The sequence below is a fragment of the Brevibacillus sp. Leaf182 genome (assembly GCF_001423865.2).
GTDB lineage: Bacteria > Bacillota > Bacilli > Brevibacillales > Brevibacillaceae > Brevibacillus > Brevibacillus brevis_C.
Genome location: NZ_LMPN02000021.1, coordinates 129,757 through 155,112 on the forward strand (window position 1 = coordinate 129,757; position 25,356 = coordinate 155,112).

Here is a 25,356-nt window from a genome sequence, read left to right on the forward strand (position 1 = left end):
TCCCTACTCTTTCAGTACCTTCGTGAAAATCCGTTTAATACGTGCATCGAGTACATGACTGCCACCCCGGCCACGGACATCTTCGATCATCATGGTAACCAGCAAACGCGGATCATCTACATTAAAAACGGCGTACCATCCGTTTTCTAATCCGAGCTCGCCCTTTTTTTGTTTCAGCTCCGCTGTTCCAGTCTTGCCCGCCATGTGAATACCAGGCACGCGTGCTCCTCGTCCGGTGCCGCGCGGGTCTTCCATGACCTGTATCAAATGCTGCTTCACCGTGCTCGCCACATCGGCAGGTATGACATTCGCCTTCCAATACCCTGCTTTTTTGTCATCCTGCAACAGTGATGGATGAACGATATTTCCGTCATTTGCAAAAGCGCTGTACACCAACGCGAGATGAAGCGGCGTCATCGTTACCTCGCCCTGACCGTAACCGGAGTCTGCCAATTGAATCTCGTTTTTGAAACGGTCGTTATACAGCTTCGACTTGTCCAGTGGATATGGAATCGGGAGAGCTTCATGGAATCCAAACAACTCGCTCTTTTTCACGAATTGCTCCTCCCCCATGGAGAGTGCCGCTTTCGCAAAATAAATATTGTCGGAGTACACCAATGCTTTTTCCAAATTGACAGGTCCTCCGTAATCGCTGACCCGCGTTACCTCGTATCCACCCCAGGACGCATCCTTTTGCCAATGCAGTCCGCGGACATGGATACTATCCGCAGGGGTAATGGCACCTGACTCAAGTCCAATCGCCGCCGTAATCGGCTTGAAGGTAGAGCCCGGCGCAAACCCGCGCGCGAATCGATTGAGAAGCGGCTTTTGCGGGTTTTCATTCATTTGCTTCCACTCTGTAGCCGACATCCCAAGCACAAACGCATTCGGATCAAAGGACGGAGAATTGACGAGGGCCAGTATTTCCCCGGTCTTTGGTGAGATCGCTGCAGCCGTGCCTGCTTCGTTTTTCAGCTCCTGGTAAATCGTCTGCTGTACTTCAGCATCGATGGTTAATGCCAGTGGCTGTCCATGCTTGGCGAAGCGTTCCGCCACGGTCTTTTTTTCCGTTCCATCTGCATCCGTAATGACGATACGCCCACCTGCACTCCCTCTTAGCTGTTCCTCAAAAATCTGTTCCAGTCCTGATTTGCCAATCACATCAGACGTTTTATAGCCCTGCCCCTTTCGCTTCTCGTACTCTTCCTGACTGATCGCTCCTACATAGCCAACCAGATGGGCTGTTGCGTCCTGATAGGGATAGTAACGGACTTTCTTTTTATGCAATTTGAGCCCTTCTGTTTTTTCTAATTGTTTGATGCGTGCATCGTCCTGCGGCAGCGTGGCGATCCGGATAAACTTGGTCGACTTGCTTGTCGTAGCTTGGGCCTTCGCGGTGAGGTCATCCAATGGAATTTGCAAAAGCTTGCTGACCTCCATTTTCCCGCTCTGCGAAGCCTGGCTCCACTCTGCCGGATTTATCCCGATATCTACCACGACACGCTCTGTTGCCAATGGACGCCCTGCCCGATCCGTGATCTCACCTCGTCTGGGATACATCGTATTGGCTCTTACTTTGTCCCCTTCTTTCATTTCTGGAAAAATAAAAGAAGGATTCCAATGAATGTACCAGTCCTCCAAGTCTTTCTGCGTTTCTTTAACAAGCGTCGCTTTCCCCGTAAAGGAAATCGGTTCAATGAAAGTTTCCATCGTCAGCCGGTAATGAAAGTTGATCTGCCCATCCTCACCTGGCATGACGTCGCCATTGTACATCGGCTCGACCGCAATCGCTTTGGCCTCGATTCCGCCGTAAATGTTTTGGTAACGCGAAACGAATTCTTCTTTGCTGATGGTCTTTTTTGTATGTAAAGAAAGCTGCTCGTACATGTCAGAGAATTTCTGTTCTCCCCACTTTGTCGTATACGCGGTGAATGCTGCCTTTGCCCTCTCGCCGTCCGACTGCGTGTTGTCCTTCCAAAAGTCCCAGAAAAGATAGAAAAACCCTGAAAGAACAACGAAAAAAACCGTCCAAAATACTATCCATGTCTTTTTCACTAGTCATTCACCTTCCCTACCACACGATATTACAGTCAGATACCATAATATATGGAAAAAAGATGATGACTAGATGAGACTATTCTCATAGGACGATGATAAGTGTCAGATAGTTACATCAAATGCAAAAAAACACAGGAAATTCATCCTGTGTCTGCCGTACTGTCTACTATTCTTCCCACATGTAACCGAAGCGCGGGATCGTGGTGACGTTCTCGCCATATCTGCCCAGCCGCTTTCGCAAGCGATAAACAAGAGCGTTGATCTCGGCTCGTCCAACATCCGGGACGCTGCTCTCCGCATTCAGCAACCGTTCCGGCCAGACGAGTACCATGATTTCCTCGTAGCTGACCGCCTGATTCGAACGTTGGTACAGAAGCATGAGCAAGTCCATATCTTTTCCGGTCAAATGGATTCTCGCGCCATCGAGACGAATTTCTCTGCGTTCCAGATTGATGACCAATCCAGACGTGGAGGTAGTTTCTTTTTGAATCGTCAAAGGGAATGAGAACTCCCGCGTCACATCCATCTCGCTACCCTCTGCGAAAAATATCATCTCTACGACGCCTTTGGCCAGCGTAATATGATCACCGTGATAAAGAAAATGCGGCGCTTGCTGTATCGACATTCCGTTCACTTCTGTCCCATGCTTGCTTTGCAAATCAGAAATCGTATATTGGTTATTGATTTTCCGTATCACGGCATGCCTTCTGGAAATATACGGACTGGAAAAAGCAATGTCAGGTTGTAATTGATTGCCCCGTCTCCCAATCGTACACTCTTCCTTATGTAGAAACTGACGCTTCTGAAGCTGCTCGGGGTCTCCTTTTTTAATCAATACATATATGCCGTCGTCCAACATTCATCACCTCGAAAAGAGTTGGAGCTATCAGTATTTATTACATATTAAATTACGCATAAGTCAACACTTTTTTGAACATATATTAATAGCAAAAAAGCCGCCAATTGTCCAGACAACGAAAGTGACCGGTCGATTGACAGCTCTATATCATCGCTATTCGCGAACGAATAGCGCTCGATTTTCTATGTTGATCGTCTTAGGAGCAGCGCTTGAGAGCAGCGAATTTTTTCGGTTCAATCGCCAGTAGATGACAATCGCCATTCGGGATAAACAGCTTGTACGAAACTCCCTTTGGCACAACGATAAACTCTCCGGCTTCCACCCATATATTACGCTCGTGGTACATCAGCAGCAGTCTGCCTTTGACGACAAACAGCAATTCATCTTTCTGGTCATTTTGTTGCCAAGGATACTCACCTTGCAGCTTCTCTAGCTTAATAGACGTATCATTCATCTCTCCGACAACCAGAGAGCCCCAGGAATCTTGCAAGCGTGATAAATGTTGTGCGATGTTCACCTTTTCCATGATGATCCTCTCCCCTTTGCCTTCTACGATAATATAATTCGCAGGAGAGAGACATAGTAGCGAAATGATAAATCATCTCATAAGACGATGATAAGATGCCGAAATTTCTGATTAAGAATGAGAGGGAACAAAATCTCGATCTCCCATCTTTGACACCACGTATTCATTTCTCGCAAAATAAAAATGGGCAGTCGCCCTAACAGACTGCCCCTAAAAAAGACTGTATGTCTTTCTCATCTCACTACTCTGTCATGCCAAACCGTTTGGCGTTTCTCGCACGAGCACGCTCAATTTCGACTTCTCGATTGCGTGGCTCTGCATTCGTCACGAGCGAATCCAGGAGGTTTCTCGCAACAACGGAGACTTCCTGGACCGCGCGGTGAAAAGCCTCTTCATTGGCCTTCGAAGGCGTGTTGAAGCCCGAGAGCTTTCGCACGAATTGCAGGGCTGCTGCTTGAATCTCACCTTCTGTCGCGGGTGGATCGAAGTTGAACAAGGTTTTGATGTTTCGGCACATCGCTTACACCTTCTGTTCCCTTTTTTGTATCATTCTACTATACGTAAGCACTGAATCCTAGGTTGGGCTGATTGTGCTTCAAAAATCTCACTGACGAGGCGTCGTAATGTCAATCGTTTGGGGGGGAATTGGTAATCCTTGATAGAATAATATGAAGATGATCAGGTAATAAATTTGTACACATAAGGAGAAAAAACTAATGGCAAATAACAAATTACTAAGAATGGACAATGTTGGTATCGTTGTAGAATCCCTTGATGACGCCATCTCTTTCTTCGAGGAGATTGGCTTGAAGCTCGAAGGGCGCGCTACTGTCGAAGGTGAATGGGCTGGTCGCGTAACCGGGCTGGGTTCACAATGTGTAGAGATTGCTATGATGGTTACCCCAGATGGCCACAGCCGACTTGAACTTTCGCGATTTCTCACCCCACCTACTATATCAGATCACCGAACCGCTCCTGTAAATGCCCTCGGTTATCTGCGGGTCATGTTCACCGTTGAAGACATTGACGAAATGGTATCCAGGCTCACTAAGCATGGCGCTCAGCTCGTCGGAGAAGTGGTTCAGTACCAGGACTCGTATCGGCTCTGCTACATTCGTGGAATTGAAGGACTTCTAATCGGTTTGGCGGAACAGCTCGGTAATAAATAAGTGCCGTTTAAAAGAAGACTTAACTGAAATATACATTACTAAATACCGCGTTCACGCTCCGGGTCTGGGCGACCCTCGGTCCCGGAAACAAGGAACGTGGAAGTAATTGCACTATTGTCATTGGAAAACAGGTGGTGTGAACGAAGGTGGCAGACAACAAAAGAACGATCGTAATTTGCAAGGATGTGGGTCTTTATTTTGACGCTCTGACACGTGGTAAGCATTACGAAGTTTTAGCTGAGGACGAAGTAAAAGAACAGATAAGGGTTGTTGGTGACAATAACCGAGCAAGATGGTTTAGAAAGTATTATTTCGTACCTGACGGGAGTAGTGTACCAGTATTAGTTAACTGGGCTTTTGACGATACGATTCAAGATTCAAGTGAAGAATCTTTAGAACATATTGAGGTCACAGTCACCTTTAGTGAAGGTGAAAAGAGATGGTGTTCCCTTTGCACTAAGGCTGGATTGTTGGATTACATTGAGCGGTGCATGGGCGATAATGTTTTCTTAATAGAGAATCAGGTACTTGTGAAAAACTTTTCAAAAGAAGTAGTCAATGACGCATTAAAGCGATTAGACCAACAAAATCTACTAATTAGTTCAACTAAACCGTTCAACTAACGGGGTCGATCGTTCAAGATCATGTACGGTGAACCGTATCACAAGTAACGGTAAAGTTGTGTAACTAAGGAGGTCAACCAGTAACAACTGACTAACCTCCTAATACGAAAGGGCAGTAGTACGAAGATTCGCCACAGAGACCTATTTAAAAATACGATCAATTTCGTTGATTTCTTCTTCTGTCAGGTGGACGTCTACTGTTTTTAAATTATCCAGCATTTGCTCTGCTCTTTGCGCTCCGGGAATGACAACCTCAATTGAATCATGTGTGAAATACCAAGCAAGGACTATATGGGCAACTTCGGCATTCTTTTTATTTGCAATTTTCCGGAGCTGCTCTACCTTTTCTAGATTTTTTTTGAATTTGTCGCCCTGGAAGTGCGGCATATCTTTGCGTAGATCATTGAATGTCATATCCTTCTTGTATTTACCGGCAAGCAAGCCTGATGCTAGTGGAAAGTATGGAATAAACGAGATATTATTCTCTGTCGTATATGGAAAGAATTCTTGTTCCGCTTCACGCTGCAGCAAATTGTAGTTTCCCTGTAATACATCGACATACCCATCCTTATTTGCTTCTTTCAATTGTTCCAGTGAGAAGTTAGAAACGCCAATTCCTCTGATTTTACCTTCGTCCTTTAGCCGTTTTAAGACTCCAACCGCCTCATCTTTTGGTGTATCCTGATCTGGAGCATGAATATAAAATAAATCTATGTAATCTGTTTGTAGCCTTTTCAAACTATCTTCAACGGCTTGTTTTAAATAAGCAGGTGAATTATCCATTGTAACATCATTGCCGACAAGTATAAGGCCACCTTTTGTTGCAAGGATGAGTTCATGTCGCTTTCCTGCTTCTTTTATCACTTCACCTATTAGCTCCTCTGAACGTCCTGTTCCATAAAAAAACGCTGTATCTAAAAAATTCACTCCATGGTTGATCGCAGCCCGCACCAAATCTTTCCCTACTTCTTCATTTAAATTCGGATAAATATTGTGGCCACCTACAGCGCTTGTTCCAAGTCCGATTGGATTGACAACTAAATCTGTTTTACCAATTCGTGTTTGTTTCATCATTCTCTCCAACTCCCTCTCATTTTGATGCTTAGCGTACGTTTTCGCGCGAGGTTTTTACCGGTATTTACAGCATAATTCATTACGTTACGTAAGCTTCAAGTGCAAAATGTTTTTTTTGCATATACGTATCTCTGCAACTACAAAAGCTGCCCCACGTAACAATGGGCAGCTTCCTTTTCCACGATACTATTTATACTCATAAAAACAAGGATAAGAATAGGCGAGAAATTCAAAGCCTTTTTTCTCCAGAATCGGTCGACTCATCGGACTCGTATCTACCATCAACAGCGGATACCCGCGTTTCTGTGCTTCTTGTACCCGGACTGCTACGAGGGCCGTATAATAGCCTTTGTTTCGGAAGTCGGGTAAAGTAGAGCCTCCCCACAGACTGCCAAAGGACGTATCCTCATGCAAGTACATCCAAGCTGCACTCACTGCCTGATCACCACTGTATGCAGCGTACACAAGCAAGTGCTCCGGATTTTCGGCCAAATCCCGTTTTAATCTCGCAGAAAGCTCCTCATTAGCACTGCCCCATACCTGCTCCTTCAAGTGCATGATATCATCAATGCCCGCCGAGTCAGTGATTTGCCGTATCTCTGGCGGAATGACAAGGCTTCGTAACTCCTCTGCCTGCGCCACCTCTAACACAAGCGTCGCTTCCTCCTCATCAACTGTAAAACCATGGCCTTTTAGCCTCTCAAGCAAATTAGCCGGTTGGTCATAATCAAACAGCTTCCACTCAAAGGATTGCTGAAGACGTGAGAAATATTCAAGTTCCTGCTTGATAACTTCCTCTGCATTTTCTTCAGACAGCCTGGAAAACAAGACGACTCCGGAATCATCCGGGGTGGGTGAGACGTGACGAACGAGGTGTTCTGTCTCCTCCCGGCGGAGGGGCGGATAGGTGATTTCCACCCTCATCTCTTTGTCAAAAAGCCGCAATACTTCTGTCTTGTTCATGTTTTCATCCTCCCTTGTCTACATCAGGACTAATGCAAAATGTTTAGCAAAAACGTTAATGTTCCTATACTGATCACCGTCGTAACCAACACGCTGCTGGAGACGAATTGCGGTCGCATGTTGAATTGGATCGCATAGATCGCTGTAGTGGCGGCAGAAGGCATGGCTGCCAGAACGACCAACACCTTTTGCAGAAGCGGGTCAATCGGGAATAACAGACAGATGAGGTACGCCAAAAGTGGTGACGCCACCAGCCGAATGACACTCGCAGCACTGAGTCCCTGCCACTCTAGCGCTTTGGTAGATACATTGGCGAGCTGCATGCCCAGGATGAGCATCACAACTGGAATCGCCGCCTGTGCAACGAGATCAATTGCCTGGTAGTAGCTTTGCGGAATGACGACTTGAAGCTGTTGCAGCAAAATCGCGAGAACCACAGCGTAATTGGACGGCTGCTTGAAGATCGCCCTGATGGCCGTCCCCATCCCATTCCCGCCTCGGGAGGCAAAATACACGCCGAATACGCCCATCATGATCGAGTGGAAAACCATGATTTGCACCGCATACGTAAAGCCAGCCTCTCCGAAGGCGAACAAAATAATCGGCGTCCCGTAGTTGCCACTGTTCATGAAGGCTGTCGCGAGCATTAGTGCGCTTTCCTGTTGCTTGTCGTATTTGAACAATCGTGCCGTCAACTGCGTAATCACAACGAGAGCAGCCAGCAAGAGCAGCGAAATCACAACGATATAAAATAATTGCAAGTCGAGCTGTGTCTTGTAAAACGTACGAAAGACGAGCGCCGTTGACAAGATGTAAATCGCCAGGGAAGAGATGGGCTTCAAATCCATTTTGAAAATGCGCTGCAAAATATAGCCGCTAAGAAAAATGAGCAGGACAGGCAGGATGACTTCCACAAAAATCATGACTCTTCCCTCCTACCGTGCTGCTTCCATGAAGCTTTTGACCTCAGACAGCGTAGGCAAGGCGGGAATAGCACCTGTGCATGTTGTCGTGAGTGCACCTGCGGCATTAGCAAAGCGTATCATGTCTTCTAACGCGGCTTGTGGGATATCCAGCATACTTTCCCCCGCCTGGAGAAGCTGATAGAGCAGCGCTCCCACAAACGCGTCTCCCGCTCCAGTCGTATCGATCGTGGTTACTGGAAAGCCACCGACTGTACCAAAATGATTTCGTGTGCGGTAAAAGCACCCCTTTTCCCCCAGCGTGACAAAAACAGCTTGCAGATCATATTGCGCAAGCATCCACGCTGTCGCTTCCACGACATCCTCGCTCCCCATGAGAAAAGCCAGCTCTTCCTCGGACAACTTGATGATATCAGCCTGCGCCATGCCTTTGAGAGCCATCCCCTTCGCTTCCTCCAGATCCTCCCATAAGGACGCTCGAATATTCGGGTCAAATGAAAGGAGCCCCTGATGCTTTTTGGCGTACTCGACGGCTTTCCAGGTTGCTGATCTGGCTGGCTCATGTGTCAAGGACAACGTACCGAAATGAAAAATCGCTGCCTGTGCAATCAGGGCCTCGTTCACGTCTTGCTCCCGCAGCATCATATCTGCACCCGGATTGCGGTAAAAGTGAAAAGAACGATCGCCTGTCTCATCGAGATGGACAAAAGCCAATGTCGTAGGCGCTTCCTCCGTGAGTACTAGCCCTTCTGTGCCAATATTCTGTCTGATTAAGGTCTGTTGCAAAAAACGTCCAAACGCATCATTTCCCACCGCACCGATAAAGGAAGTCCGCTTCCCGAAGCGCGATAGGGCGGTTAGTACATTGGCAGGCGCTCCCCCAGGGTTTTGCTCAAATGCAGCGCTGTCCGGCTTTTCCTTCTGCTGTAACGGTGTAAAATCAATCAATAACTCGCCACATGCGACCACATCTACCATGTTGATTTCCTCCGACGACCGTGATAGCTCCAGTATGTCACAGGTTCTTTTTTTTGCCAATGAAAGCCAGCAACTGTTTGTTGATATTGCCATTTGGTAAAATCAAGAAGCGAGGTGATCCACTATGAAAAGTGTTGGGTTTACCATTTTTGAACCAGTTGGAATCAGAACTGATTATCCTTTGGTTGATTTGGAGAAAAAACAGGTGACAGCAAGAATCTTCTATAAAGATAAGCTCTGATGACAGTGCTCGTTGATTTACGATTAGATCAGATTCAAAAGGAAGGAAATCTATCAGAAGTTGCTCACCTTACTACTCCAGATGGAATGAAAGTGGTAGAGGAAGAGAGAGAAATTGGCATCATAAAGAGCCAAGCTGAATTTTTTATTGAAAACAGCATTTCGAATCCTGAAGAATACGAAGAGCAACTAATCAAAGATCAATTACACAAGTAAAAGAAATGGCTAAAGATCCAGACATGCTCTGTGATCTCTAGCCATTTCTTTTTAATAGATCGTCAAATCCCACGCACTTGCCATATGCTTGAGCAGTGCTACCCCTGCTACGCTGTTTCCGTACGGATCAATAGCAGGACCATACACACCGATTCCGCAGCCGCCGGCAAAAGGCAGCTCTCCAAAACGCCCTCGCGGAGGGACGGCAGCCATAATGCCTCCTGACACGCCGCTTTTCGCCGGCACACCTACAAAAGCGGCAAAATTGCCGGAAGCGTTGTACATGCCGCATGTGACCATTAGCGCTTTGGTCACGCGAGCCAGCTCTTTGCCGAAAAGCTGTTCCTTGCGTATCGGATCATAGCCATCTTGCGCCAGGATCAAGCCGATTTTCGCAATGTCCTCTGCCGTTACCTCCAGTGAGCATTGCCGGATGTATACGTCCAAAGCATCCTCGACCGGACAAGCCAAAAAACCAGTAGCTGCGAGATAGTAGGCGAGGGAACGATTGCGGTTGGCCGTTTGCCACTCGGAGCGATACACTTCCTCGTTGATCTGATGCTTGCGCCCTGTCATGCGCTCGACCATGTCTTGAAAGGAGCGAAACTTTTCCTGGACTCCGTTCCCCTGCAACAAGGAAGAAACCGTAATCGCTCCTGCATTGATCATGGGATTAAAAGGCCTTCCCGGCTTGTGCATTTCCAGCCGCACCATCGAATCAAATGCGTCTCCCGTAGGCTCTACATCCACCTGCTCCAATACATTCGCAATCCCGTGGTGCGTACATGCTGCAAGAAAGCTGATGACTTTGGAAATGCTTTGCAGGGTAAAAGGAGAGTCGTAGCTGCCAGCCCTGCTGATTTGTCCATCTGGCCCCATCACACAAATCCCTAGCTGTGTTGGGTCAGCCTCTTTCAAAGCAGGGATATAAGCAGCGCATTTTCCCTTGCTGGACTCCCCGCGATATTGCTCGATCCATTGTTCCAAGCAGTCTGTTTCGATCGTTCTTGTTTGCTGCGCCACTTGACTAACCATCTTCCTTTTCACCGTCGATTTACACTTTCTGAGGTGGTTGAACATCGTCAGGAATGAGCGAGAAATATTCTTCTCCTTCCAAACGTTCCTGCAATTCGGCTTTTGCCTGTTGGATCAACGCAGGGTTTTCCATCGCCTCGATCGCTGTAGCAGCCATGACTTTACCTGCTTGCAGCATCCCCTTGTGTGCGATAGGCATGGCCCCTTGCGAGACGACCTGCCACGTATGGAAAGGCGTACCCAGTGCCCAGCATGTCGTCATGCATTGCATCGTTGGAACTTGCCAGCTCACATCTCCCACATCCGTAGACCCAGCAAGCGTAAACTCGTGCGTTGACAGTGGCCCGATCACATCCGCAATCGCTTTGTCCTTCAGTTGCTTCGCTGTTTCACGATCCAACCCGAACAACGAAGCTCTCATATCCTCTGCTGTTAACGTTGCCTGAATTTGTTTGGCATATTGCTGGTCTGCTTCATCGTACGTAGGCACGCCGACTTCAACCAGATTTTTGTGCATGAGCTTCGCTAATACCGTATTCGGCACAAGATCAGAAGCTGTCCCCTCAAACACAGCTTCCATAGTGGTTCCCGTCATCAAGGCGGCTCCCCGTGCGATGTCGTAGACTCTTTCATACAGTTCCTTCACTTGCTGCTTTTTTGGAGCGCGAATCAAGTACACGACCTCTGCATACGGCTGGACGACGTTTGGAGAAATACCGCCTGTATTCGTAATCGCGTAGTGAACCCGTGCTTCCGGAATCATATGCTCTCTCATGTAGTTCACGCCTACGTTCATCAGTTCTACGGCATCCAGGGCACTGCGTCCCAAATGCGGAGCGGCGGCTGCATGAGCGCTTTTTCCGTGAAATTGAAAGCGAACAGAGTAATTCGCGAGCGAGCTGATGTTCATGATGCTTGGCGCTGTCGCAGGGTGCCAGGAGAGTGCAAAATCTACGTCAGCAAATACGCCGGCTCTTGCCAAATACGCTTTTCCAGAGCCTGCTTCTTCTGCTGGGCACCCATAGTAACGAACAGTACCTTGTAAACCGGTTTGCTCCATGTAATCCTTGATGCCAACCGCTGCTGCCAATGCTCCGGCACCTAAGAGATTATGTCCACATCCATGGCCATGACCGTCAGTCACAATCGGATCATGGTTGATCGCGCCTTTTTTCTGACTTAAACCTGCCAGCGCATCATACTCGCCCAGGATGGCTACGACGGGCTTGCCGCTTCCGAAACTGGCAACAAAACCAGTACCCAGTCCAGCGATTCCTTTCTCCACTTCAAAGCCCTCTGCTGCCAAAGCTTGATACAAATACTCGGCAGAACGATGCTCCTCGAAGTAAATTTCTGGTGTTTCCCAAATTTTATCGCTAACGCGAATAAACGCGTCTCTTTTTTGTTCAATTAACGCAGAAATGATTTCGATTCTGTTCATTTCATACGCTCCTTTCTCTCGATGTTCAGGCGGATGCACTGTCGGCGTTTTGCTTCAACAGCTCGCCTTTTTCATAGTTCAACGATAATAGTGCGCCGATGCAGATAACCGCGAAGCCGATCAGCATCCAGAACGCTGCATCAAATGAGCCGTTAAACGCTTCAACGATAAAACCAATCGCCATTGGCGTGATAAAGCCAGCTAGCTGTCCACCTGTATTCACGATACCCATCCCTGTTCCCGCTACGGCAGCCGGAAGATTTTTCAGGACAACAGACGGCAACAGGATGATCACAAAGGAAAGGAACAGCGACACAATTGCTTGGTACGTAATAAACATCGTTACGCTCGATGCAGTAAACATGAAGTACAGGAGGACCGCGACTACCACACAGGAGAAACTACCAATGATTTTTTCGCGACCTTTAGGCAGCTTGTCCAGTACATAGCCACTCACATAGATACCAACCAACGTCGCGAAGCCTGGAATCGTTTGCAGCCAGCCGAGTGAAATCATATCCAGTCCGCGTACCTTGCTCAAGTAAGTTGGCATCCAGGTTACGAGGCCCCAGTTTACTGCATAAATGCTAAAATAAGCGATTAACAGACTCCAAAGCAACGGTGTTTTAAACAGCATAGCCACTGAGCTTTTTGGTTGATCGGAGCCAGTTGTATTTGTTGCAGAATCTGTTTGTGGAAGTTTAATATAGCGCCAGAACAGGAAAGCAATGATGGCGCCAATCGCTCCAATGGCGACGAACATGGTTCGCCAGCCCATGGTTTGAATCATCCAAACGGATAAAATCGGAGAGAAAAGCCCAACAATGGCACTAGAGGAGAGCATCACGGACATGGCTCGCGAGCGTTCCTTAACTGGATAGATGGTAGCGATAATCTTCGAGCTGGCTGGTTGGAAACCACCTTCACCGATCCCGAACAGAAAACGGATGAGAATCATGGAAGCCATCGACCAAGCGGCTCCGGTCAGCCCCGTAAAAATGGACCACATGACAACAGAAGCGATGAGTACTTTTCTGGCACCAAATCGGTCTGCCAGCCAGCCTCCAGGCATTTGCATGAGTGCATAACCAGCAAAAAAACTACTGAGCAATAATCCCGTGGATGAAGCACTAAGCTGCAAGTCTTCTGTGATCGATAAAATGGCATAGTTCATGACGTATCGATCCAGGTTCCCTAATGCCCAGCCCAAAAACAGAAGCGCTAAAATCCAGTTTCTCGTGCGTGCTGATACCATATGTGTGGATACCTCCTTCTAGATGCATGACTAAGCTAGTCTTTCATTTTGGCGAAAGCGCATTCATCTCGTTCGATGACTGACGCTCCGCGCAAATATGGTCCAGCTTTCTTATTTACCGCATATATTACGACATGTCGTTATATATACATTACAAAATGTTGAGACTATTGGCAACGATTTTTTTTACATTTCGATTTCTCTGCCATGAAAAAAGCACCCGTAACAGGGTGCTTACAAAAGTCGGTATCGCTTGATGGGTCTTCCTCGCGTTGATTGCGATTCCTCCCCTGAGCTTTCCGCCAGCTCAACAGCGCACAAATCCGCGACGATTCGCTGTGCATTTCGCTCGCTCATTTGCAAATATTTGGCCAGATCCTTTGTCGTGAAATCGGTCCAACCCATTTTTTGCAGCAAGGCATCGAGCTTTTTATAGCTTTTGACGCTGATGTTCCCCTTTTTCAGCTTTTCCAAAACCTCATCATCGTCGGCACGATACGAGTAGATGAGCTCTTCTTCCTGACCGACCCACTCCACAATCGTTCCGTCATCCTGAATCATGACAATATCTCGCGCTGCTTTTTCCTTCGATTGGCGAAGCGCACGATGGGCATTCATCTCTGCTGCAAAAGCCGTCTCTCCAAAACCGATTCCGACAGCGACCGTCGTATCTGCTTCTTTTGCCAAAAACTCCACGGTGTTTTGCAAGGTAGGAATCTCCCTGTGAATCGTCCCGCGTGTGCTGAAGATGACATATCGGCCATTCCCCTGCTCCAGAAGTGATCCGTCTACTTGCTCACACAGCTTGATCAAGGCTTGCTTTATACGCAGCTCCAAATATTGCAAATGATACGGGGTCTTTGCGCCCTCCTTGATTCTGTCAAATTGCTCGACCTCAATCATCTCGATTCCGATCTGTGTATCCTTGAAATACGACGTCCGCACTTTCTCGACAAACACGCGTACCGTTTGCTGGATCTCCATATGGCTTGGTGAGATCCAATAGGCTGGGATACCTGCCTCTACTAGCGCTTGATAAACGGTCGGATAGCAGGTCATGGCAGCGTCTGTCTTTTTCTCCTTCCATAGCGCAAGATGAAAATCCAGCAGCTCCTGCGGATCGATCGTAGCTTCGAACGTCTTCATATACATATCGCTAACAGAGATGTTGATGCTGTGCAAGGAGTCTTCCATAAATTTGGTGGATAAAAGCATATCGATGCTGACGCGATCGATTAATTTCCGATGGGTGTAGACCATTTCCAAAAAGCCTTTATAGATGCTGGACTCCGTCGGGTATATATGCTCCATCCGCTTGTCATCATCCAATGCTTGCCTGGCAATCAAGTACGGAATCGGTCCGGAAAAAAGCCAGTGATCCACGTACTGGTCATTTTCCAAGACGATTTTTTCTGTCTCTTTTGTCTCTGTATACGGATACGGAACAAAATTCATTCCTTCCTCGAATTCCTTTGCAACCGCAAGAATCCTTTCTACCGATTGCTTGGGACCCACCACGCCGATTTTAAACATCCATCTATCAACCTCTGCGTTTCTATTTAGACGAGCCTTACTTACGACCATTCTATACGTATTCACGCAAACAAATCCACCCTTCTCCAAACAAATAGGAAGGGATGACGTTGGTGAAAGACGAATAACTCCGGATTCCATACCGAAAGGAGTCGTACCATGAATTTTAATCTGGAAGAAGCGATTGAGGTTCTAGAGCGTACGCCACAAGCTTTGGAATCCCTGTTAACGGGTTTAGCGGATGGGTGGTTGCTGCACAACGAAGGCGATGGCACCTGGCATGCCACCGAAGTGATCGAACACCTCTTGGAGGCGGAGAAAACGAATTGGATCCCGCGTCTGGAGGTCATTCTTCAAGAGGGAGAGAGTAAACCGTTTCCTCCCTTTGATCGCTTCGCTCACTTACAGGAGACGTCAGAAAGATCGTTCGAGCAAAAGCTGCTGGCATTCAAAACAATTCGTGCCCAAAACATAGCCAAGCTGCGAACGCTCGTGGAACCGGAGAATCATCTGGAATTAACCGGACTCCATCCCGCTTTTGGGGTCGTGAAGGTACGAGAATTGCTCTCTACGTGGGTCGTCCATGATTTAACGCATACGGCGCAAATTGTACGGGTCATGGCCAAAAGGTACACAGTTGATGTAGGGCCATGGAGTGAATATTTAGGTATCCTGAACAAATAACCGAACAGGCAGTGGCAGCTCTGAACGCAGAAGTACGTCATCGCTGCCACTGCCTGTCTTTTTTACGGTAAAAACAACTGTGGAACCGTATACAGCGCTGGGGAGCCACCCGTATGCAGGAACAATACGTGATCACTCTTGTTAAAATGCCCTTCGCGAATTAAGCCGATCAACCCTGCCATCGCCTTTCCGGTATAGACAGGATCTAGCAAAATCCCTTCTGTCCGAGCGAGGAGCTGAACGGCTTCGATCATACCCTCCGTCGGAATCGCATAGCCTGGCCCGACAAATCTGTCGTCGCAAAGCACAGCTTCTGCTCGTATGTCCCCTTGCAAACCGATCAGTGCAGCCGTACTGCGCAGCAACCCCATCACTTTTGCTTCTTGTGCAGCCCGATCGCGGCTGACATTGATCCCGATTACTTTTGTGTTAGACTGACGCGCCATAAAACCGGCAAGCAGACCGGCTTGCGTACCGCCACTTCCCGTTGCCGTCACGACATAATCATACGGAGTCGTCGTTTCCCAAGCCTGCTGCTCGATTTCTTCCGCACACGCCATGTATCCCAAAGACCCGACTTCGTTGGAGCCTCCGACAGGGATCAGATATGGTTTCCTGCCTTGTTTTCTCAGACTTTCAGCCAGCTCTTCCATAGCTACTAGCAAATCTGCCTCTGCGGGAATGACCTCCATTTTTTCTGCCCCCAGCAGATGGAACAACAGATGATTGCCGCTCGCTTGCGAATGGTACTCCCCCGTCTCAGGCGCGGACAGCACGAGCTGGCAGTGCAGCCCTTCGCGAACTGCCGCCGCCAGAGTCAACCGGCAGTGATTGGATTGGACAGCTCCACATGTAATCAACGTGTCTGCCCCTTGCTCGATTGCCTCCGCCACCAAATACTCCAGCTTTCGCGTCTTGTTTCCCCCTGCTGTCAAGCCAAGCAAGTCGTCTCGCTTGATAGAAATACTCGGTCCTCCCAACTCCTTGGACAGTCGCTCCAGCCTTTCGATTGGTGTATGTCCGTGTGTATAAATTTTACGCTGGTAACGGATATAGTTCATGCCCTTCGTTCCCTTCGATTTGAGGTTTGAAGTGTGATTTGGTATTCATACGCTTTGCGGTGTACAAATTCCTTCGCATTATGTGACTTTGTTACAGGCAAATATAAGATTGCCCGATACAATAGGTCTCGTAAACCACAGTAATCGGGAGGCTGATTATGAAAAACGTAGGTACATTTGATCAAATTTTTCGTGTCGTTGCTGGGTTAGCGTTTCTCTCCTTGTTCTTTTTTCTAGAAGGAGGTTTGCAGTACCTCTCATTCATTGGCGTTCCCTTACTCTATACTGCACTGACTCAACAATGCTTTCTTTACCGCCTTTTCGGAATGAATTCCTGCAAGGTTAAGTCGTAATTCACATGTCACGAAAGTTGAATAGCTTGAGCTAAGAGCGCCTCTTTATTGGGGCGTTCTTTTTTTTAAAATTTTTGTCGAAAATTTAAACATTTTCCAATTGTAAATATCAGGAATAATAGGGATAATATAATCGGCAGACTGTAAACCAATTTCAATCGTGGAGGGAAATCTATGAAAACACTCCTGCGAATTGCCATCGCTTTAGCCATGGTGTTAACCATGTCAAGCGGTGCTTTTGCTGCTCCAAATCCTGCCGCTTACGAGGCGAAGTTTGTAGGATTAAAGGAAACTTACAATGCTGGTGAATCGATTAAGCTATCTGTAGAAACAAAAACAGCCGGGCAGATTACCGATGCCAAGTTTTTGCTGAAAACAATTGGTGGCAATGACAAGGATAAGATCACCAGTGTCCGAACTACCCATAGCAAAACCAAAGCTACCTATACAACCACAGGTTACTTGAAGCCTACCTCTCAAGGTATCTACTTGCTCGCTTACCAAGCCACTCTCAAGAGCCTTGAAGGAGAAAAGAAAATAGAACTCATTGCAACTCTTTCGATCAAAGACCCAAATAAAATCACCTTGAATGTCACACCGAACACCATCCATGTCAAAAAAGGCAAAGAAGTGCCTATTCTCATCACATACAGTTCAAAATCCACTCCCCAATTCTCTTACAGTACACAGGTTACTGAGCTTTACACGAAGCGGTTCGGCAATGAAAACAAGAAAGTCATCCTCTTCAAAGCTGAAAAAGCCGGTAAATTTACAATCAATATCACTGCCAAGAACAAATACGATGAAGTGTCCGAAGCAGTTGAGATCGTTGTTTCGGATTAAAAAGATAATATCGAGCACTATCATTTCTGGCCATACCAAAAATCCCGTCCCCTTTTGATAGGGCAACGGGATTTTTACTGGTTGGCTCTATTTCCATCCTCGATAGCAACTACACTCTCTCCAATGCTTCTCTCAAACGTTCCTGATGCAGCCATAACGGCTTACGCAGTCCCGCCTTCTTCACAACACCTTCCGCTGTTAGCTCGTGAAGCGTCTCCGTCACCGTTTCACGAATACATCCCATCATGCTAGCCAGCTCCTGATGTGTCAGGTTCACTGCCAGCTCTATCCATTCTGGTGCGTCAGCTTGGCGCTCTCCCCCGTATTTTTCGCACAGCCTGCCAAGCAAATACAGAAGACGTTGTCGCACACTTCCATACGCCATGAGCTCCATCATTTCTTCTACCTCTTGCAAACGATTCGAGACAATCTCGATAAAATGCAAGGCAAGCCTCGGCTTCTCTAGCATCAGCTCTTCAAATTGTCCTTTATCAATCGAACAAATCACCGAATCTTCCCACGCCTCGGCGTACATATTGGTTGAACTAATCGTAAACGAGCCGATCTCGCCAAACACATGGCCTGTGCCGAGCAAATCAATCGTTAGCTCTTTGCCGTCAGCCGAAAGCTTGTATAAGCGAACCTTCCCGGCCTTGATCAAAAATAGCCTTTTCTGCTCCAGGTGAGGGGAGGAAATCATCGTTCCTTTTTTGACCACTTCCATAGGAGTCGCTGGTTCCAATTGGGCTAGCTCCGCTTCACTTAACGACTGAAACAAATTGATGCGGGATAAAAACTTCTCCTTTTCGATCACCGTGCACTTCCTCCTGCTCACTGTAGGCTGGACTACATATTGTATGGATCACTCCCATTATACTCCTCGTTAAGGAATGGATTTCGAATGAACAAAGGAGTGTAAACCGTTGAACACATTCATCATGATTCTTTCACTGATTTTGGCTTTGATGTTTTCCATCTCTGTGTTAATGAAGTTTTCACGCGCAACATCTATGCTTCAGCACTGGAAGGAATATGGGTACCCACTTTGGTTCATGGACGTGATTGCCTCACTTGAGCTGGTCGGAGTTATCGGCGTGATTAGCTCCTGTTGGATTCCTGGAGGATTAACACTCGCTTGCATCCTGTTCGCCATCCTCATGCTTGGAGCTATCCATGCCCATCTTTTTCGGGCAAAACATAAGCCCGTCATGGCGATAAATGCGGTATTTGTGCTTATTTGTTCGTTGCTTCTCCTTTGGATTTAATCGTTTTCAGGCGCTTTCCAATACGTCTTTTGTCCGTTACTGATCAAGATTGCCTGTTTCGGAACTTGCTTCATTACCAGGAAAAGAGTCAGCATATCGACGGATGAAGCGATTGCGTTTATCAAAACCAAAAATTTTAATACGGTAGTGAACAGCCCCAAAAAACCTAGAAGAAATGGCAGCAAAACCGAAAGGATAATGAATGGGGAGATGGTAATCAGTATGTATCTTGATTTTGGAATCTTTTCTTCCGTTGCGACAAACCCTCCAAACAAGGTAAGCCCCATCCATGTTTTTTCTGATCTGATGAAATTGGGGATAAAAATCAAATGCAAGCATTCATGAAAAATGACCAAGGCAAGTAAGAAGAAAATCACACTGAAGTCAATGGTTATGGATAGAGAGCCAGATGTCAGTCCAAATTCTTGAAGGGATATTGGCGAAAAAATATGGATGATCCCAAAGGCAATGAGTGCATTGATCAGCATGAAAGGAATCGATAAAAGAGTGGCCTTGCCCAAACTCTGTGGTTCTTTCAGTGGAACCCATTCCTTTTTCATCAATTCGATATGTACATGTTCATGATACTGGGGCAGTTTGGCTGTGATTCTCATAAAAAACCTCCTTCCTTTCTAGTAAGACGTTCATTCTATGTGTTCAGTTTCTTCGAGGGTAAGTAAATAAAAAAGCTATCTCCTGAGCTTCCTTGGAGACTAGCCTTTTTCTCATGCTCAATTATGCTTGCTTAAGCAAAAATTGCTTGCCATATTCCCCGTGATCCAGAATCGTCGGGTGCTCGATCTGAATCGTCGAATGGTCAATTCCGTACTTCGTTTGTAAAATGTGATTAATCGCCAGAATGACACAATACGGTTGGATTCCTTCACGAACGAACACATGTGCTGTCAGGGAGTAATGTTCCGTGGATACCGCCCACAGGTGCAGCTCATGAACATCCTCCACGCCCTCTACTTCACTGAGGTCCTGACGGATTTGATCGAGATCAAACTGCTCTGGAACAGATTCCATCAACACAAGCAGCGATTCGCGAATAATTTTGGCACCACCTGTAAAAATAATTCCCCCAATCACCAAGCTGATCAACGGGTCGAACAGGTAGTAGCCGGTCATGTAAATGAGAATTGCCGACGTAATCACACCAACGGAGCTGAGCAAATCTCCAATAAAGTGCCATAACGCGCTTTTTACATTGAGGTTGTCTTCTTCCTTCATACTGCGGGAAAGTACGATGGTCAGCACGATGTTTACAACCAAACCGATGGATGCAATGGTCAGCATCAACTGCAAATCAACGTCTTGCGGATTAATCATCCGTTTGATCCCTTCAATGACAATCCCGATCGAAATCACGGCAAGAGCCAAGCCATTCAAGAACGAAGCAATAATTTCAAAACGGAGAAATCCGAACGTGTACTTCTTAGTCGGCTTACGTGTCGCCATATAAATAGCGGTCATACTCAACCCTAAAGCAAAGACGTCAGAAATCATATGGGCGGAGTCGGACAGGAGCGCGAGTGAATTGGACATCAAGCCTCCCACAACCTCCACGATCGTAAAAAACAACGTCAATAGGAGCGTAATCCACAATGTTTTCTTCGATGTTTGCTGTTCTTTCACATGATCAAGATGGTGAAAATCACCCTTTTTCATACGTATCACCTCTGTCCATTTAAATTATAAAAATTATAATGTAAGAATTAATGTAATCATATCCTCTTTTACGACAATATTCAAATGAACATTTTATGGATCATACAAGTGATTTTCATTACCAGTCATCTCGTACCAAGACAAAAAAAGCCTCATCCAAAAGGATTAGGCTGATCATTCCTGATTGTGATTCCCTTCCAAAATTCGTCGAATATTCCCCTTGTACTGGGTGAGCAACCGGCTTGCGTCTTCTGCTGGCAACCCGGTCTTTTGCATCACGATCGCCAGTTTTGCGTCACCGTCTGCCTTGTGCAACAGTACGTCTGCCTCATCGGTAGAGACATGGGTCGCTTCTGCCACGATTTGTTTTGCCCGTTCCTTCAGTTTCTCATTGGTTACCTGCACATTGACCATCAAATTTTTGTACACTTTCCCCAACCGTACCATGCATCCGGTCGTAATCATATTGAGAACCATCTTCTGCGCCGTCGCTGCTTTTAAGCGCGTCGATCCGGTCACCACCTCTGGCCCTACTACCACATTAATCGCTACATCCACACCTTGACTGATTTGCGCCACCTGGTTGCAGGATAACGAAATGACTTTTGCCTGCTGCCTTCTTGCTTCCGCCAATGCTCCGATGACATAGGGCGTCCGACCACTCGCCGCAATTCCTACCACGGCATCCCCTGCCTTTACGCCATAGGCAATCACATCTTCTCTGCCGTTCTGCTCCACGTCTTCGGCTCCTTCGACTGCCTTGACGATCGCTTTTTCCCCGCCTGCTATGATTCCCTGCACCAATGAGGGGTCCGTCCCAAAGGTTGGGGGGCATTCAGCAGCATCGAGCAAGCCCAATCTCCCACTCGTGCCCGCTCCAAAGTAAAAGAGCCTTCCGCCGTTTTCCAGACATTCTGCGACCAAATCAACGGCCGCTGCAATCGAAGCCAGCTCCTTTTCAACGGCAAACGCAACTGTTTTATCCTCTTCATTCATAATCTGGACAATTTCTATCGTAGAGAATTTATCCAGCTCTTCTGTTTTCCGATTTCTTGTTTCTGTCGTTAAATCACGCAGGTGAAACTTCATCCAGTTACCTCCCACCCATCTACTCTCATCTTCTCTTTCTACCCCACACCATGCTGCTTTTTCTCCGATGGAAACAGGCTAACCGGAAGATGTCCAGCGGCCTTTCGTTCCCCGAACAAAATGTCTGCCACAAGCTCGATGGCATGGTACGTATGGTCGTAAACGGCGAGAAACGCATCGACCTCTGGCATTACCAGAAGATCATACGGGTTTCGCAGGGCGACAGCCACGACCTTTTTCCCCTGTTGAACGAGCCGATTCACCAGCACCGATTGGCCTTTAAAGATATGGGCATTGTACGTAAAAACGACGATTTGCTCCAAGGATGCCATCCCATTCTCCACAAGATCCACTTCATCCTCTGTCGGGTTGAGTGTCGACATCATATGGTATTCAACTTCTCGATATTTTCTCAATGGTGCGACCAAATCGCCAGAAGCTGCTTGCCCATCCTCTGCCAAAGTGAGGTTGGCCATCCCCGGAAAAATCACCCCGAGCGGTTGCGTGCTTTTCTGTAAAGGAAGCACCTGATGTTCATTTTTCACCAAGGTTATGGCTTGGGCGAGGGCACTTTTCGCCATGTCTGCATGTTGGACACGGTCAAAAGAAGGGCCTTTTGCTCGCAAGCAATGCTCCCAGGAAAGAAATCGTATCTTTAATTGAAGCACGCGATTTACCGCTTCGTTGACCCGCTCATCTGACAGCTCCCCCGAATGAACGGCCGCAACGAGGCGTTCATACGTTTTTTGCTGAACTTCATGCGTGTGGGAAACCAGAACCAGATCGATCCCAGCCTGCACACAACGCACCGCCGCTTCCGGAACCCCGATGGTACCCGCAATGGCAGCCATCTCCATACAATCCGTTATGGCTACCCCATCAAAGCCGAGCGACTCACGCAAAATTCCCGTCACGATCTCCTTGGAATACGTAGCAGGAGAACCCGACTCATCGATACTCGGCAAACTGATATGTCCAACCATCACCATGGGGACTCCTGCCGCGATACTGCGTTGGAATGGAACCAACTCGACCTGATCCAGTCGCGTCCGATCATGCCCAAGCACAGGAACGGCTTCATGAGAATCAGTGCTCGTATCGCCATGACCAGGGAAGTGCTTGATAGAGGGAATGACACCGCTCGCGAGCAAGCCTTGAATAGCGGACTCACCAAACCGCGCCACCTGCTCTGGCGCTTCTCCAAAAGACCGCACCCCAATGACCGGATTGTCCGCATTGTTGTTCACATCGACCGTCGGGGCAAAATTGACTGAAATCCCTGCTGCACGCAGCTCCTCACCTGTTGCCTGGTAGATGCGCTTGGCTTGATCGAGATTGCCTGTCGCACCCAAAGCCATCGCGCCGGGAAAGCGCGTCGCCCCTTTTTGCAAACGGGAAACCACGCCATTTTCCTGGTCGGTCCCGATTAACAGCGGATAGGGATGCCAAGACTCATACGCCCAGCTCTGGAGCTTCTGTACGCGCTGATAGGTCTCCTCCGGTGTCCCGATATTGCGGCTAAAAAGAATCACATTGCCAATCTGTTTTTGTTTGATCCACGCTTCCATTTCTTCGGGAATATCCAGCGTAGGGTAACCGATCATCAGCAGTTGCCCGACCTTCTGTTCCACTGTCATATGTTCGGCTTGCATGGAATCCACCTCCCTACCGACTTGCTCTTGTTATGAGAATGCTTTGCCGTACTTCGCATACTGCTTCCAACTGCGATAACCGAGCCTCGCATAGAAGTCGACCAGCGTCGTCCAATCGATCACAATGTTTGGAATACCGCGATTCCGCAAAGCCACAATGCCCGCCTCTACAATCGCTAGTCCCAAACCTCGACCTCTATACTCCGCATCCACGCCCAATGGACCGATGCCGCCCAGCCCATCTGCAAACAATGGTGCCCAGTATACGTTTTGGGCAACAAACGGAGAATGAGCATCATTGATTCGGCAAAAACCGACGATCTCACCGTGCAGCTCCACCACGACGAATTCGCGGCCAGTTCCTCCCCGCTGAAAATAGTGGATGGCTTCATACTCCCAGCGCCCGGGAAAGCATCGATGCAGGAAGGCCAAGAAGGCAGCTTGGTCCGCCCTCGTCAACAGTCGAAAGCGGCCATCTGGTACCTCTGGCAAATCTAGCTCCGCTGGTTCGAGATACTGGCCTAACAGATCGTTCTCCAGCCGATCCTCCGAGTGATACCCTTGTCTCTCAAACCACGCTTTTACGTCCGCAGATTCATCGGGTATGCCCGGGAAATAATGATACGGATCGCGTCCCAGCAAGACCTTTTCTACCCCTTGCTCTCGCAACGCATTTTCTGCCCTTGCCAGCAATTCACGCCCGACCCCTTGCCCGCGATGCGAGGTAGAAACGAGTAAGACCTGTATCCAGCCAATGCCTTTCCCCAACTGAATGTCGAGCTTTTCCTGCCAGCATTTGGCCACGACAAAACCGACAGGACGCTGCGTCACAGCATCTACCGCAATCCACGACCCGGCTTTGACTACATTCTGATCCTCGAAGCTGTTTTGCCGCATGAGCCCAGGCCGCATGGGAAAGCGCTCACCCAACTCCTGATTCCACAGCTCACACAGAGCGTCCGCATATTGATCGTCCCAAGGTACGTATTGCATCGGATGCTAGCCTCCCTTACGCCCTATTTCAATCCAGAAGTTTTGGAGCCTTCCACAAAATATTTCTCCGCAAACAAAAACACGATCAAAATCGGGATCAAGCTGATCAAGGCCCCTGCTACCAGCAGTTGGTCCTCTGTCTTGTACTGACCGCTCAAAGACAAAATCCCGATCGGCAGCGTAAAGTTCTCGTCCGAAATGAGATAAATGACTGGCGCCAAAATCTCATTCCACTTCCCCATAAACGTAAAGACCGCCAGTGTTGCCAAGGAGGGCTTGCACATCGGCAAAAACACTCGCCAGTAAATCTGGAACGGATTGCAGCCATCCAGCTTTGCCGCTTCCTCGTAATCCTTCGGGATGTTCAAAAATGCTTGCCTCATTAAAAAAATGGCAAACGGCTGTCCGAGCCACTCCAAAATCCAAAGCGGAGCCAACGTGTCGAGCAGTCCCAAATTTTTAAAGATAATAAACTGTGGGACAATCGTGACGATCCCCGGAATCATCATCGTTCCCAGCACAATCATGAACAGCGTGTCGCGAAAAGGAAAACGCAGCCTTGCAAAGGCAAAGGCAATCATCGAGCTGGACAATAGGGCCCCAATAACCGAGAGAATCGCGACAATCAGACTGTTGATCGTATAGCTGCTAAAATTCGCCTGTTCCCACACGGTTGTATAGTTGCTCCACTGTGCTGGATTGGGCAGCCATTCTGGCGGAAATTGCATGTACTGCTTGTAGGTTTTCAGCGAGTTAAACACGGTCGTTAAAAACGGAACCAGCATAATCAAGGTACTGGCTATGACAAACAGGTATCCAACGATTTTATTGAGAGGAAAACGCTTTTGCATG

Annotated in this window: 27 protein-coding genes; 7 read left to right on the top strand and 20 right to left on the bottom strand. The window is 47.7% G+C overall.

What is annotated here, in order from left to right; genetic code table 11:
- Nucleotides 1-3: 3 nt before the first annotated feature.
- The 4 genes from ASG16_RS12650 to ASG16_RS12665 form a co-directional block, all read right to left on the bottom strand.
- Nucleotides 4-2,055 carry a penicillin-binding transpeptidase domain-containing protein gene (locus ASG16_RS12650; RefSeq protein WP_056491469.1) on the bottom strand — a complete coding sequence of 684 codons (2,052 nt, stop codon included), beginning with the start codon at nt 2,053-2,055 and terminating at the stop codon, nt 4-6.
- 169 nt (nt 2,056-2,224) lie between these two features.
- On the bottom strand, nt 2,225-2,917 hold the full coding sequence (locus ASG16_RS12655; protein ID WP_056491471.1) for an FHA domain-containing protein: 693 nt from the start codon (nt 2,915-2,917) through the stop codon (nt 2,225-2,227).
- A 196-nt stretch (nt 2,918-3,113) separates the two neighbouring features.
- Nucleotides 3,114-3,443 carry a cupin domain-containing protein gene (locus ASG16_RS12660; protein WP_056491473.1) on the bottom strand — a complete coding sequence of 110 codons (330 nt, stop codon included), beginning with the start codon at nt 3,441-3,443 and terminating at the stop codon, nt 3,114-3,116.
- A 241-nt stretch (nt 3,444-3,684) separates the two neighbouring features.
- The gene (locus ASG16_RS12665; RefSeq protein WP_056491475.1) at nt 3,685-3,960 is read right to left on the bottom strand and encodes a DUF2277 domain-containing protein; all 276 of its coding nucleotides are present in this window, start codon (nt 3,958-3,960) and stop codon (nt 3,685-3,687) included.
- 199 nt (nt 3,961-4,159) lie between these two features.
- Here ASG16_RS12665 and ASG16_RS12670 point away from each other — a divergent pair, with 199 nt between their 5' ends.
- Together ASG16_RS12670 and ASG16_RS12675 are read left to right on the top strand one after the other, a co-directional pair.
- Nucleotides 4,160-4,612, top strand: a complete 453-nt coding sequence (locus ASG16_RS12670; protein WP_056491477.1) for a VOC family protein — start codon at nt 4,160-4,162, stop codon at nt 4,610-4,612.
- Between the two features lie 146 nt (nt 4,613-4,758).
- The gene (locus ASG16_RS12675) at nt 4,759-5,235 is read left to right on the top strand and encodes a hypothetical protein (protein WP_056491479.1); all 477 of its coding nucleotides are present in this window, start codon (nt 4,759-4,761) and stop codon (nt 5,233-5,235) included.
- 141 nt (nt 5,236-5,376) lie between these two features.
- Here ASG16_RS12675 and ASG16_RS12680 read toward each other — a convergent pair whose 3' ends face one another.
- From ASG16_RS12680 to ASG16_RS12695, 4 genes are all read right to left on the bottom strand, one after another.
- Entirely contained in the window at nt 5,377-6,309 is a 933-nt protein-coding gene (locus tag ASG16_RS12680) for an aldo/keto reductase (RefSeq protein WP_056491481.1), read from the bottom strand.
- 186 nt (nt 6,310-6,495) lie between these two features.
- Nucleotides 6,496-7,272, bottom strand: coding sequence for a GNAT family N-acetyltransferase (locus tag ASG16_RS12685; RefSeq protein ID WP_056491483.1), 777 nt, complete (start codon nt 7,270-7,272; stop codon nt 6,496-6,498).
- Nucleotides 7,273-7,301: 29 nt separating this feature from the next.
- Nucleotides 7,302-8,195: an AEC family transporter gene (locus ASG16_RS12690; protein ID WP_056491484.1), complete on the bottom strand. Its 894-nt coding sequence runs from the start codon at nt 8,193-8,195 to the stop codon at nt 7,302-7,304.
- Between the two features lie 12 nt (nt 8,196-8,207).
- Nucleotides 8,208-9,173: a PfkB family carbohydrate kinase gene (locus ASG16_RS12695; RefSeq protein WP_056491485.1), complete on the bottom strand. Its 966-nt coding sequence runs from the start codon at nt 9,171-9,173 to the stop codon at nt 8,208-8,210.
- Nucleotides 9,174-9,413: 240 nt separating this feature from the next.
- Between ASG16_RS12695 and ASG16_RS12700 the strand changes: the two genes are divergently transcribed.
- Nucleotides 9,414-9,629: a hypothetical protein gene (locus ASG16_RS12700; RefSeq protein WP_056491487.1), complete on the top strand. Its 216-nt coding sequence runs from the start codon at nt 9,414-9,416 to the stop codon at nt 9,627-9,629.
- 51 nt (nt 9,630-9,680) lie between these two features.
- On the opposite strand, the gene ASG16_RS12705 is transcribed toward ASG16_RS12700, so the two are convergent.
- From ASG16_RS12705 to ASG16_RS12720, 4 genes are all read right to left on the bottom strand, one after another.
- The gene (locus ASG16_RS12705) at nt 9,681-10,664 is read right to left on the bottom strand and encodes a glutaminase (protein WP_056491489.1); all 984 of its coding nucleotides are present in this window, start codon (nt 10,662-10,664) and stop codon (nt 9,681-9,683) included.
- Nucleotides 10,665-10,683: 19 nt separating this feature from the next.
- On the bottom strand, nt 10,684-12,105 hold the full coding sequence (locus ASG16_RS12710) for a M20 family metallopeptidase (protein WP_056491491.1): 1,422 nt from the start codon (nt 12,103-12,105) through the stop codon (nt 10,684-10,686).
- A gap of 25 nt (nt 12,106-12,130) precedes the next feature.
- Nucleotides 12,131-13,360 carry an MFS transporter gene (locus tag ASG16_RS12715; RefSeq protein WP_056491493.1) on the bottom strand — a complete coding sequence of 410 codons (1,230 nt, stop codon included), beginning with the start codon at nt 13,358-13,360 and terminating at the stop codon, nt 12,131-12,133.
- A gap of 234 nt (nt 13,361-13,594) precedes the next feature.
- The gene (locus tag ASG16_RS12720; protein ID WP_056491495.1) at nt 13,595-14,893 is read right to left on the bottom strand and encodes a hypothetical protein; all 1,299 of its coding nucleotides are present in this window, start codon (nt 14,891-14,893) and stop codon (nt 13,595-13,597) included.
- Nucleotides 14,894-15,052: 159 nt separating this feature from the next.
- Here ASG16_RS12720 and ASG16_RS12725 point away from each other — a divergent pair, with 159 nt between their 5' ends.
- Nucleotides 15,053-15,577, top strand: coding sequence for a DinB family protein (locus ASG16_RS12725; protein WP_056491496.1), 525 nt, complete (start codon nt 15,053-15,055; stop codon nt 15,575-15,577).
- A 62-nt stretch (nt 15,578-15,639) separates the two neighbouring features.
- On the opposite strand, the gene cuyA is transcribed toward ASG16_RS12725, so the two are convergent.
- On the bottom strand, nt 15,640-16,638 hold the full coding sequence (cuyA, locus tag ASG16_RS12730; protein ID WP_056491498.1) for a D-cysteate sulfo-lyase: 999 nt from the start codon (nt 16,636-16,638) through the stop codon (nt 15,640-15,642).
- A 158-nt stretch (nt 16,639-16,796) separates the two neighbouring features.
- Here cuyA and ASG16_RS12735 point away from each other — a divergent pair, with 158 nt between their 5' ends.
- Nucleotides 16,797-16,991: a YgaP family membrane protein gene (locus tag ASG16_RS12735; protein WP_056491500.1), complete on the top strand. Its 195-nt coding sequence runs from the start codon at nt 16,797-16,799 to the stop codon at nt 16,989-16,991.
- A 174-nt stretch (nt 16,992-17,165) separates the two neighbouring features.
- A complete protein-coding gene (locus ASG16_RS12740; RefSeq protein ID WP_056491501.1) occupies nt 17,166-17,834 on the top strand; it encodes a hypothetical protein in 669 nt (222 codons plus the stop codon).
- A 109-nt stretch (nt 17,835-17,943) separates the two neighbouring features.
- Here the strand turns inward: ASG16_RS12740 and ASG16_RS12745 are convergent, their stop codons facing one another.
- A complete protein-coding gene (locus ASG16_RS12745; RefSeq protein WP_082517255.1) occupies nt 17,944-18,648 on the bottom strand; it encodes a Crp/Fnr family transcriptional regulator in 705 nt (234 codons plus the stop codon).
- 109 nt (nt 18,649-18,757) lie between these two features.
- Here ASG16_RS12745 and ASG16_RS12750 point away from each other — a divergent pair, with 109 nt between their 5' ends.
- On the top strand, nt 18,758-19,099 hold the full coding sequence (locus ASG16_RS12750; RefSeq protein ID WP_056491503.1) for a DoxX family protein: 342 nt from the start codon (nt 18,758-18,760) through the stop codon (nt 19,097-19,099).
- On the opposite strand, the gene ASG16_RS12755 is transcribed toward ASG16_RS12750, so the two are convergent.
- From ASG16_RS12755 to ASG16_RS12780, 6 genes are all read right to left on the bottom strand, one after another.
- Nucleotides 19,096-19,713, bottom strand: a complete 618-nt coding sequence (locus ASG16_RS12755) for a DUF3267 domain-containing protein (protein WP_056491506.1) — start codon at nt 19,711-19,713, stop codon at nt 19,096-19,098. The genes ASG16_RS12750 and ASG16_RS12755 overlap by 4 nt on opposite strands.
- A 121-nt stretch (nt 19,714-19,834) precedes the next feature.
- Nucleotides 19,835-20,770 (bottom strand): cation diffusion facilitator family transporter, encoded by a 936-nt coding sequence (locus ASG16_RS12760; protein WP_048034478.1) that lies wholly within the window; start codon nt 20,768-20,770, stop codon nt 19,835-19,837.
- Nucleotides 20,771-20,944: 174 nt separating this feature from the next.
- Entirely contained in the window at nt 20,945-21,859 is a 915-nt protein-coding gene (gene murQ / locus ASG16_RS12765) for an N-acetylmuramic acid 6-phosphate etherase (protein ID WP_056491508.1), read from the bottom strand.
- A gap of 38 nt (nt 21,860-21,897) precedes the next feature.
- Nucleotides 21,898-23,511 carry a glycoside hydrolase family 3 protein gene (locus ASG16_RS12770; RefSeq protein WP_056491510.1) on the bottom strand — a complete coding sequence of 538 codons (1,614 nt, stop codon included), beginning with the start codon at nt 23,509-23,511 and terminating at the stop codon, nt 21,898-21,900.
- 30 nt (nt 23,512-23,541) lie between these two features.
- Nucleotides 23,542-24,504, bottom strand: coding sequence for a GNAT family N-acetyltransferase (locus ASG16_RS12775; RefSeq protein ID WP_056491512.1), 963 nt, complete (start codon nt 24,502-24,504; stop codon nt 23,542-23,544).
- Nucleotides 24,505-24,527: 23 nt separating this feature from the next.
- On the bottom strand, nt 24,528-25,355 hold the full coding sequence (locus ASG16_RS12780; RefSeq protein WP_056491514.1) for a carbohydrate ABC transporter permease: 828 nt from the start codon (nt 25,353-25,355) through the stop codon (nt 24,528-24,530).
- Nucleotide 25,356: the final 1 nt, after the last annotated feature.